The sequence below is a fragment of the Tabrizicola sp. genome (genome assembly GCF_051645465.1).
GTDB lineage: Bacteria > Pseudomonadota > Alphaproteobacteria > Rhodobacterales > Rhodobacteraceae > Tabrizicola.
Genome location: NZ_JBOFBI010000293.1, coordinates 23,654 through 32,576, shown reverse-complemented (window position 1 = coordinate 32,576; position 8,923 = coordinate 23,654). Strand labels below are relative to the sequence as shown.

Annotated in this window: 6 protein-coding genes; 3 read left to right on the top strand and 3 right to left on the bottom strand. The window is 68.8% G+C overall.

The genetic code is table 11. The features are described from left to right. The first annotated feature begins 69 nt into the window (after nt 1–69). The 3 genes from argF to ACRCSW_RS18830 all read left to right on the top strand — a co-directional run bounded on the left by argF (nt 70) and on the right by ACRCSW_RS18830 (nt 2,808). On the top strand, nt 70–996 hold the full coding sequence (gene argF / locus ACRCSW_RS18840; protein ID WP_438707189.1) for an ornithine carbamoyltransferase: 927 nt from the start codon (nt 70–72) through the stop codon (nt 994–996). A gap of 288 nt (nt 997–1,284) precedes the next feature. After that, nucleotides 1,285–2,052: a class I SAM-dependent methyltransferase gene (locus tag ACRCSW_RS18835; protein ID WP_438707188.1), complete on the top strand. Its 768-nt coding sequence runs from the start codon at nt 1,285–1,287 to the stop codon at nt 2,050–2,052. Nucleotides 2,053–2,313: 261 nt separating this feature from the next. After that, complete coding sequence (locus ACRCSW_RS18830; RefSeq protein WP_438707187.1) at nt 2,314–2,808, top strand: DUF1993 domain-containing protein; 495 nt, start codon at nt 2,314–2,316, stop codon at nt 2,806–2,808. A gap of 20 nt (nt 2,809–2,828) precedes the next feature. Here ACRCSW_RS18830 and ACRCSW_RS18825 read toward each other — a convergent pair whose 3' ends face one another. From ACRCSW_RS18825 to hrpB, 3 genes are all read right to left on the bottom strand, one after another. Further along, on the bottom strand, nt 2,829–4,019 hold the full coding sequence (locus ACRCSW_RS18825; RefSeq protein WP_438707186.1) for an MFS transporter: 1,191 nt from the start codon (nt 4,017–4,019) through the stop codon (nt 2,829–2,831). Between the two features lie 143 nt (nt 4,020–4,162). Continuing rightward, the gene (locus ACRCSW_RS18820; protein WP_438707185.1) at nt 4,163–5,443 is read right to left on the bottom strand and encodes a DUF2330 domain-containing protein; all 1,281 of its coding nucleotides are present in this window, start codon (nt 5,441–5,443) and stop codon (nt 4,163–4,165) included. 102 nt (nt 5,444–5,545) lie between these two features. Continuing rightward, nucleotides 5,546–8,806: an ATP-dependent helicase HrpB gene (gene hrpB, locus ACRCSW_RS18815; protein ID WP_438707184.1), complete on the bottom strand. Its 3,261-nt coding sequence runs from the start codon at nt 8,804–8,806 to the stop codon at nt 5,546–5,548. Nucleotides 8,807–8,923 lie beyond the last annotated feature (117 nt).

The following is an 8,923-nucleotide window of genomic DNA, read 5'->3' as shown; positions in this document are numbered from 1 at the left end:
CCCAAATATCCCACGGGGGTCCGGGGGTGTGAAACCCCCGGTTCCACCGGTTCCACAAAGCGAAACGAAATGAATCACTTCCTCGATATCCACAAGACCGACCCAGCCGCCCTCCGGTCGATGATCGACGCCGCCCAATCGATGAAAACCGCCCGCAACGGTCGCCCCAAAGGCTCGCCCGACGACGACCAGCCGCTCAAGGGCCACATGGTCGCGCTCATCTTCGAAAAACCATCGACCCGCACCCGCGTCTCCTTCGACGTCGGCGTCCGCCAGATGGGGGGCGAGACGATGGTGCTTTCCGGCAAGGAAATGCAGCTTGGCCACGGCGAGACCATCGCCGACACCGCCCGCGTCCTGTCCCGCTACGTCGACCTCATCATGATCCGCACGTTCGAGGAAGCGACACTCCTCGAGATGGCCGAACATGCCACCGTCCCGGTGATCAACGGCCTTACCAACCGCACCCATCCCTGCCAGATCATGGCCGACGTCATGACCTACGAGGAACACCGCGGCCCGATCCAGGGGCGCAAGGTCGTCTGGTGCGGCGACGGCAACAACGTCTGCGCAAGTTTCCTGCACGCCGCCGGCCAGTTCGGCTTCGACTTCACCTTCACCGGCCCCGAAACGCTTGATCCCGAAGACAAGTTCGTGGCCTTCGCCCGCAAGAAGGGCTCGAAGATCACCATCCAGCGGGATCCCTTCACCGCTGTCGAAGGCGCCGACCTTGTGGTCACCGACACCTGGGTCAGCATGCACGACCCCGAGTCGGCCAAGGAACGCCGCCACAACCAGCTCCGCCCCTATCAGGTGAACGAGGCGCTGATGACCCGCGCCAAGCCCGACGCCCTTTTCATGCACTGCCTGCCCGCCCACCGGAACGACGAGGCGACGAGCGCGGTCATGGACGGCCCGCATTCGGTGATCTTCGACGAGGCCGAGAACCGCCTCCACGCGCAGAAGGCGGTCATGCGGTGGTGTCTGGGGGTGTGACGGCGCGTCCGCAATGATCGCCAGGCGGTCGGCAGATCTTTACGCTCGCGGGGATTTCTTCGTCTTCCATCTCCGCCAGGCGGCGCCCGACCGACCCGCCCCGTTCCGCAATGACCCGCCGGGTTGTTGCCCCGTCCGAGCCCCCGGAGTTTGCGGTCAGCGCCATCCAGCCGCGGGCCGATCCGCCCCTTTCCACATGGACGATGCTTCGGCAGAATGACGCGCCGGTGCAGACTGCCGGCCCGGACCCCAAGCCGGCCTCGCAGATTCCATGTGAAGGACAACAGGATGCTCCGCTTCTCTCCCAACACCGGCATCACGGGCTTCGCCAAAATCGTCGCGCCGCAGGTCGCACTTGGGCTGCACCCCGACGACGGAATGTACAACGGCAATGACGACCACTACCTCAGCTGCGGGGCCTCGGCGCTGAATGCGGTGGCCGCGGCGGTCGAGAGGGCCGGCAACCCGCCGGGCCGCATCCTCGACTTCGGCGCGGGCGCCGGGCGGGTGACGCGCTGGCTCAAGGCGGCCTGGCCAAAGGCGGCGATCACGGTCACTGACATCCGGGCGGGTGACCTTGAGTTCTGCCGCAAGGCGTTCGGCGCAGACAGCTTTGCCTCGGGCATTGATGTGGCGGCGCTGTCGGCCCCCGGGCAGTATGACCTGATCTGGGTCGGGTCGGTGATCACCCACCTGTCGGCTGCGACCTCGGAACAACTGGTGCGCAAGCTCTATTCCTGGCTCCGTCCGGATGGCGTGCTGGTGATGAGCTTTCACGGCCGGTTCGTGGCGGCCCGCGCACCGCATTTCGGCTATTACGGCATCACATCCGGCTGGGACAGCCTGATGCAGGATTACCGGCGGGAGGGGTTTGGCTATGCCGATTATCCCGGACAGCACGGCTATGGCATCTCGATCTGCAGCATGGCCTGGGTGGTCGGACTGCTGGAACGGCTGCCCGAGGCGCGAACCGTGCTCCTGTCGGAAATGGCCTGGGACGGGCATCATGACGTATTGGCGGCACAGCGGCGGGCGGTGACGCAGGGGCTGCCCTAGATCGGTCGGGGGTTTGTGCCGCCGCCAGGGAAGCCCGACCCCGCCCGTGCGGCCCGTATCGCATCCAAGCCGGTCAATGCGGCACTGCCGGTCTGGTCCGTCTTGAACCGCCGCACGTGCCCAGGGGACATCGGCTTCCTCGTGGCCGAAGTCCTCCGTAACTGCAAGGCGCGGCAGGCGGGGTGACCAGGCCCCAATTTGCCCCTTGGCCTCGCGCCCGGCTTCCGCCACCTTGGTCGCGAACCCCAAGGGAGTAGCCCCATGCACCGCCGTTCCGTCGCCGTCTTCGACCGTTTCCTTGCCGCTCTCGCCGCCAATCTCGACAAGGCCGAAGCCTATTGCGAGGCAAAGAAGATCAAGCCCGAGGTCATCCTTGCGGCCCGCCTCTTCCCCGACATGCTCGCCTTCGCCCGCCAGGTGCAGCTCGCCTGCGATTTCGCCGCCCGGGGCACCGCGCGGCTGGCGGGGGTCGAGCCGAAAAGCTTCCCCGACACCGAAACCACCTTCGCCGAGCTCAAGGACCGCATCTCCGCCGCCCGCGGCTACATGGGCGGCTTCCAGGCCGAGGACTTCGCCCACGCCGCCGAGCGCCAGATCCATTTCAAGGCCGGGGGCCGCGAGCTGGTGCTGCCGGGCGACGACTTCCTGTCGTTCTACACGCTCCCGCAGTTCTTCTTCCACGTGACCACCGCCTACGACATCCTGCGCCACAACGGCGTCGAACTTGGCAAGCGCGATTACATGGGGGCGCCCTAAGTCGACCGGTCGCGGGGACCTTACGCAGCCTGCGGCGCGGGCGCGTCCCGGCGCAACTGGTCCGCATCCGCCGCCCGCACAGCCAGAAGGGCGACAACGACGAGCAGAAGCGACAGCGCGGCATAAGTGGGCCGGAAGCCGAAATGCTCGGCCACATAGCCGATCGAGGCGGGGGCGACGAGGATACCGCAATAGCCGACCATAGTGACGGTCGAGATTGCGGCGGCCGAGGGCACCCGGGGGTGGTTCCCCGCCGCCGAGAACATGATCGGCACCATGTTCGCCACGCCAAGGCCCGCCAGCGCGAAGCTTGCGACCGCGAACCAGTCTGTCGGCGCCAGCGCCCCGCCCATCAGCCCCGCCGCGCCAAGAAAGCCCGACACCCGCAGCGTCCTCACTGCGCCGAACCGGTTCCGCACATGGTCACCCGCAAAGCGCATCACCGCCATGGCGCCCGCGAAGAAGGCGAACGCGAGGCCCGAGCGGAACACGTCCGAGCCAAGCTCCTTCTGCAGATAGATCGCCGCCCAGTCCAGCACGGCCCCCTCCGGGACCATCGAGAAGAACGCCATGAAACCCAGAAGCCAAAGACCAGCGTCGCGCGGCAGAAGATGCTGCCGGGCCGGGGTCTCAGCCGTCCGCGCCACGGGGGTCGAGGGCAAGAGGAACGGCATCGCCCCGAAGACAAGTGCCGCAGTGACCCCGGCCGTGATCAGCGACTGCGTCTCCGAGCTCGAATGCTTGATGATCCAGCTCCCCGACAGGCCGCCGATGAAGCCCCCAAGGCTCCAGAACCCGTGGCTTGACGACATGATCGCGCGGTGAAGGCGCCGCTCCACTTCCACCGCCTGGGCGTTCATCGACACGTCCATGCAGCCCGCCATCGCACCGAAAACGGCCATGAACAGCGCCAGCGTCGGGATCGAGGGCGAATAGACCACCGCGGGAAGCGCCGGGATCAGCGCCAGCGAGAAGAGCGAGAGCATCCGCCGCGATCCAAATCGCGCGATCAGGCGGCCGGAAAAGAGCATCGCCCCGACTGCGCCGATGCCGAGGACCAGGATCAGAAGGCCAAGCGTGCCCTCGGTGATCCGATGCCGCGGCAGAAGGAGCGGGATCTGCGGCGCCCAGGCCCCCATGACGTACCCGTTCGCAAGGAACATGGCCGCCACCGCCCACCGTGCCCGCCCTGCCAGCGCATCAACCTGCATGATCTGCCCCTTGCATGTTGGCGCCCGTCATAGGCGGGTCGCCCGGCAGAGAGAAGGGCCAGCCGATCAACACGTGTTGCAAGGCCGAAAGATCGGCCCGCAGCGCCAGGCCAGATACCGCCGCCCCAAGCGCAAAAAGACCCTCACCGATAGCGCTGCGCCACCGTCTTGGCGATGTTCGACGCGATGTTTTTCGCGCTCCACCCGGTCAGGCTGCGCAGCGTCGCCGCCTCTTCCTTGATCCGCTTCCGGGTCTCGGCGACATAGACCTTGCCCTCTTCGCAGGTGATCTCGCCCTCGAACGGATGGTTCAGGATGTAGCGCCCCTGGAAATTCTCGCGGTCTTCGGTGACGGCGAACTTCAGGTCCTCGAAGAAGCTGTCCTGCGAATAGCGGATGTGCAGGCGCGTGACGAACACATTGGGCGTCGCGGCCTCGGACTTGCGCACCCAACTGACGCCAAGCTCCTGGAACTCGCTATGGCTTAAGGGGTCGTCGGCGCAGGGGTCGCACCAGGACATGTCCCAGGCATATTCCAGCACCGCGCCATTCTCGCCCGCCGCTTTGTCGAACATCGCCCGGTAGAACTGCGGAAAGACCTGCGACACGAAGACCGGCACGCTCACGTCCGAGGGGACTTCCTTCGTCATGTAATTCGTCAGCTGAACCCGGCCCTTCCGGGTCAGCGCCATAACGATCAGGTCCTGCGGGCCGTCGCCGTTCAGCTTGCCAAGCTGGATCGGCAGCATGAAATCCTTCGACCGGAAGCGGATCTGCAACGGCTCCAGCTCCTGTTCGGCCTCGGCCGAATGGCGCTGCAGGTTCACCTTCGCCACGAAGAACTTCATGCCGCCCCGGACATAGCCTTCCAGCGCACCCTCGGCGCCCTCGGGCAGCTTGTACCCCTCGCCCCGCAGGAACTCGGCCAGCCCGTCGGACTGCCGCGCCGAGAGCATCTGGATGTCATAGGAACCCACCGCAAACTCGCGCTCGATCCTGACCCCCAGCGCTTTCGCCCCGTCACGGCGTTCCTTGGCGCTGGACGCGCTTCCGGCCGCCGCCTCGGCCAGCACCGGCTCTTCCTCGATGACAACACAGGGGTCCTCGTCGAAGTACTCAACCAACCGCGGCGCGGTGTAGCGGTCAAGATGCGCCACCGTCTCCGAGGGCACCGTCGCCACCTGGCTCCGCTCCAGCACGCCAGGCGTCGGCACGACCATGGCGAACTCGGCGGGCGAGCCGCGATAGTCCGACGACATGGTGATGACCGAGGTGTCGTTGACCCTTGTGTAGACGACCGTCGAGGCGCGGTTGAAGAGCTCGCCATCCGCGCGGGCGACATAAAAGCCGCAGAACGCGTGGACGGCCGGGGCACCCAGCGAAAGGGCGGCGGCAAGGGTCAGACGGGCAAGGTGATGGCGCAACAGGGCCTCCGGATGGTTGGCGCGAATGCGGTCAAGCTGAACGGGCCGGGCCTGCTAGGCAATAGCAATGATGGGTCGTCGGTCCGCGCCGGCCCGAAAGCCTCACGTCCCCCGCGGCTTCGCCCGAAGGGTCGGTTCGGCTTCCGTCGGGTCCTCGGGCCAAGGGTGGCGAGGATAGGCCCCACGCATGTCCTTCCGCACGTCGGCATAGGACGTCGCCCAGAACCGCGGCAGATCGGTCGTGACCTGAACCGGCGCCCGCGCTGGGGAAAGCAGGGTGATCCGAACCGGCATCCGCGCCGCACCCACCACGGGATGGACGGTCACCCCGAACATCTCCTGCAACCGGACCTCGATGGCCGGTACGTCCCCATCATAGTCGATCGGAATCTTCCGCCCGAGCGGCGTCTCGAAGCTTCCCGGCACCAAGCGGTCCATCTCGGAGACCCGGTCCCAGCCGAGATAGGCCTGCAGCGCTGGCACCAGGTCCAGCGTGCGCAAGTCCGCTTCGGTCTTCGCGCCTGCCAGATGCGGCAGAAGCCAGTCCTCCGCCGTCGCCAGAAGCTCCGCATCCTCCACCCCCGGCCACCCATCGCTGCGCGCCAGCCGCGCCCGAGCCCTGAGGCGCCGGGCCGCAGGCGACCAGGGCAGGCCCAGAAGCCGCACCCCGTCCAGCGCCGCCCGCGCGACCGCTTCGGGCGGGGCGTCCCAATGCCGGTCGTCCAGCACCAGCGCCCCCAGCCGCTCCTGCCGCCGCGACAGCACCCGTCCCTCGCGCTTTGACCATTCGCAGACCTCGACCCAGGCGATCCGGTCGGCATAAAGCCCCCGGACCTCGCCTTCCGAAATCGCCACCGCCTGCCGCACCGTGGCCTCTCGGCTGTCCCCGTCGAGGTCCGTCGCCACGATCAGCCGAGCGCCCGACAAAGGCAGCCCCGCCGCCATCGCCGCCCCCTTGCCCCCAGACAGAACCCAGCGCGGGCTGTCCCCTTTTCGGCGACGTCCGATCCGGTCGGGATAGGCGAGCGCCGCCATTTCGGCTAGCGAATAGCCGGGCCCGGCCGAGCCCTCCCTCCCCAACCCTCCCCCACTCGGGGGGAGGGAGGCACTAGGCTGCAGCCGCACGCCAACACCAGCCGCCCCAAGCCTCCCCTCCCCCTCGTGGGGAGGGGATGGGGGTGGGGGGCCGCTATCAGCAATCGGCGCGGTGTGGCCGCTCCCGGTCTCTCCGCCCGCAGGCCCGGAATGGCGCGCCTGCCGGGTGGTCCGCAGCGCTGCGGCCCCCCCAACCGCCGACCCGGCAAGGCCCGCAGTTTGGGCAGCGCCACCCGGCCCTATCTCTCCCTCAGGCTTCGGGACCGAGGCACCCGACCCCGGCGCGCCCGCGCCGCTTGGCGAGCCGCCCGCCACACCATGCCGCCCCTCCTCCTCGCGGGGAGGGGATGGGGGAGGGGGGTTTCCTCCGGGCGTCCGGGTGGGATGGCCCGTCCCGGTCTCCGCGCCTTCGGCTCTGGAATGGCGTGCCTCCCGAGCGGCGTTCCCTGTCTCCCTCTCCCCTCCACGGACAGGGAGGGAGACGCCCAGCTCGCCGAGATCGGCCCCGGTTGGCGCCCCGCCTGCCGCCCCACGCCCCCCCTCCCCGTCGTGGGGAGGGGTTGCGAGAGGGGCGCTCCCGCCCGACCCGTCAGCAGTGTACCCTGTCCCGATCTCTCCCGGCGCGGCTCCGGCACTGGGTGCCTCCGATTGGGAACCCGCTGTTCCCATCTCTCCCCGATGCGGCGTGGGGTAGGCGCCCAGCTTGTCGACATCAGCCCCCGTTGGCGCACCGTCCGCCGCCCCAAGCCTCCCCTCCCCCCCGTGGGGAGGGGATGGGGGAGGGGGGCTCCCGGTATCCGCCCGCACGATCCCTCCACCGAACGTCGCAATCGCTGCCGCCAACCGCCGCGCCTCATCCCTGATCCGCTCGACCGTCGGCCTGTGCGCCTCCGGACCAGGTCGGCTTACAGCCTGCATCCGCAACCCCAGATCGGGTGGCGCCCCCCGCAACGGGTCCCGCTCCGCCATGAGCGCCGCAAGTGTCGCCGCCTCCGACCCGGCAACGGCCAGCATATGCCCAAGGCGCGGATGCAAGGGCAGGGCGGCCAGCTGCTTTCCATGGGCCGTGATATGCCCCCGCGTGTCCAGCGCCCCCAACCCCTGCAGCAGCGCCCGCGCCTCGGCCATCGGACCGGCAGGCGGCGGTGTCAGGAACGGCAGGTCGGCGCCACCCCAAAGTGCCAGCTCCAAAGCCAGACCCGCCAGGTCCGCCACTTCGATCTCCGCGGGCGGAAAGGGCTGCAGACCCCCCTCCTCCCCCTTCGTCCAAAGCCGGTAGCAGACCCCGTTCGCCACCCGTCCCGCCCGGCCCCGCCGCTGGTCCGCCTCGGCCCTCGTCACCCGCTCCGTCACCAGCCGGGACATGCCCGAGTTCGGGTCGAACCGCGCCCGGCGCGCCCGGCCCGCATCCACCACCACCCGGATGTCTGGCAAGGTCAGCGACGTCTCGGCAATCGAGGTCGCGAGCACCACCTTCCGCCCCGCAACCGGAGCCAGCGCCGCCCGTTGTGCCGCAAAGTCCATCGCCCCGAACAAAGGCCGCACCGCCACCCCCGGCAGATCGCCGAGCAGCCCTTCCACCCGCCGGATTTCCCCCTCACCCGGCAGGAACACCAGGACACCGCCCTCCGTCTCCGCCAGCGCAGCCCGCACTGCCCCCGCGACAACGCCCTCAAGCCGCAGCGAAGCATCCGGCGGGCGCGGCAGCCAGCGCGTCTCCACCGGCCAGGCCCGGCCCTCCGACGTGACAACCGGCGCATCCCCCATCAACGCCGCTACCGGCGCAGCGTCCAAAGTCGCCGACATCACCAGAAGCTTCAGGTCCGGCCGCAGCGCGCCCCGCACCTCCAGGCACAACGCCAGCCCCAGATCCGCGTTCAGCGACCGCTCGTGAAATTCGTCGAAGATCACCAGCCCGACGCCCGCCAGCTCGGGGTCGCTCTGGATCATCCGCGTCAGGATCCCTTCCGTCACCACCTCGATCCGGGTGGCCGGGGAGATCTTCGCCTCCCCCCGGATCCGGTACCCCACCGTCTGCCCGACCCGCTCGCCAAGCGTCTCCGCCATCCGCTCGGCCGAGGCCCGCGCAGCCAGCCGCCGCGGCTCAAGCATCAGGATCCGCCCCGCGACTACTCCCCGCGCCAGAAGGTCCAGCGGCACGACCGTGGTCTTCCCCGCCCCCGGCGGCGCCTGCAGCACAGTCACCCCCCGCGCCCGTAAGGCGGCGGCCAGCTCAGGCAGGATCGCGGAGACAGGCAGATCGGTCATGCCCCGCTTATCGCCCGCACCCGCACGCCACGGAAGCCCCGATTTTTCGCAGAAAAATCGTACTACCCCAGCCAAACATCCCCCCTCGCCAAGCCCGCCCCGATCCGGCACAAAGAC